The organism is Prevotella sp. LCP21S3_D2 (assembly GCF_052118345.1).
In the GTDB taxonomy this organism is placed as follows: domain Bacteria; phylum Bacteroidota; class Bacteroidia; order Bacteroidales; family Bacteroidaceae; genus Prevotella.
The window spans coordinates 1-1,168 of the sequence record NZ_JBQKHJ010000069.1; the positions used below are offsets into that span (position 1 = coordinate 1).

General features: G+C 39.6%; 3 protein-coding genes. All 3 read left to right on the forward strand.

Annotation, left to right across the window (positions count from 1 at the left end; all coding sequences use genetic code 11):
* The first annotated feature begins 71 nt into the window (after positions 1–71).
* Positions 72–404, forward strand: coding sequence for an IS66 family insertion sequence element accessory protein TnpB (tnpB, locus tag ACTQ16_RS16595; protein WP_118201877.1), 333 nt, complete (start codon positions 72–74; stop codon positions 402–404).
* On the forward strand, positions 401–754 hold the full coding sequence (locus ACTQ16_RS16600; protein ID WP_441938540.1) for a hypothetical protein: 354 nt from the start codon (positions 401–403) through the stop codon (positions 752–754). The genes tnpB and ACTQ16_RS16600 overlap by 4 nt, the downstream gene beginning before the upstream one ends.
* A 16-nt stretch (positions 755–770) precedes the next feature.
* Positions 771–1,168, forward strand: a 398-nt coding sequence (locus ACTQ16_RS16605) for a hypothetical protein (protein ID WP_441938541.1), incomplete at its 3' end; no start/stop codon positions are given.

A 1,168-nucleotide genomic window follows, 5' to 3' on the forward strand; every position in this document is an offset into this window, starting at 1 on the left:
GGTGATGAGATGGAAATCAAGTGTTCTAACCTGTTTGCAGTTGCAGAACTGCTGCGTAAAATGTCATAGCTATGCTGAACTTCACTTCTCGAACAACTTATTATTTGAGTTCCACACCCACTGATATGCGCAATGGTCGTGAGGGCTTGGCAGGAATCATCCGTGAAAAAATGCAGCATGATCCTTATAGTTATGATGAAGCCTTCATCTTCTATTCCAAGGATTACCGCAAGGTTAAAATATTACATTATGATATCAATGGTTTTGTCTTATACCAGAAGTGGTTTGATGATGGTAAGTTTCTCAAGCCTCGTTTCTTGGAGGCAGCTCGCTGTCATAAGATAAGCCGTGAGACATTGATACTGTTGCTATCAACATCCGTACAAACGGAAATCATATTATGAATACTGATATTAAGAGTTTGATACCATCCATGCATGCAGAACTGAAGCGTATGCAATCTCGTGTTGCAGAGCTTCAAGTATTATTGCAGCAAGGTTCATCTGATGAAAAGGCGATTCGAGAGGAAATTTCTAGAATGAATCTGCGTCAGGTTGAAATCATGGATGCGATGGTAGAGATACAAGAGTATATTTTGGGCAAGCAGGAAGCATTGCTTGCCCTATTGAGAGAGCGCAAATCTCTTCTGACAGCAAAAGAAGCTTTGGAAAAGAAAAACAGGGAATACGAGGAAAAGTTGTTTTTGAAATCTTGTAAGCTTCTGAAAAACAAGTGGTTATATAACCTTTCTTAACAAGAAATAGTTGTATATGTCGCAGAAATTTAGTACCTTTGTAAACATGATAAATAACAAGAGTAATATAGAGATGCAGCTTGCTACGTATAAGTCAATGTTGACTAAAGCTAGCAATGACCTTGCCAAGTCCAAACAGCTTGTTGGCTTGCTCAAACAGCAGATTGAGCAAGGTAATACAGAGTTGTCGGAGGAACTTGACAAGGCAAACGAGCGTATCTCTATGTTAAGCGAAGATTTATCAGATGCAAATGCTCGTATCTATGTGTTGGAGGTGGCTTTGACCCAAGCGGAATCTGATAACTCAGATTTACGGGCAGAGGTATCTCGACTTCATTCCAAGGCAGATGATTATGAAAAGGCAAATGCCTTGTTGGATATAGCAGACAAGGCTCAGGTTGATTATAAAACTAT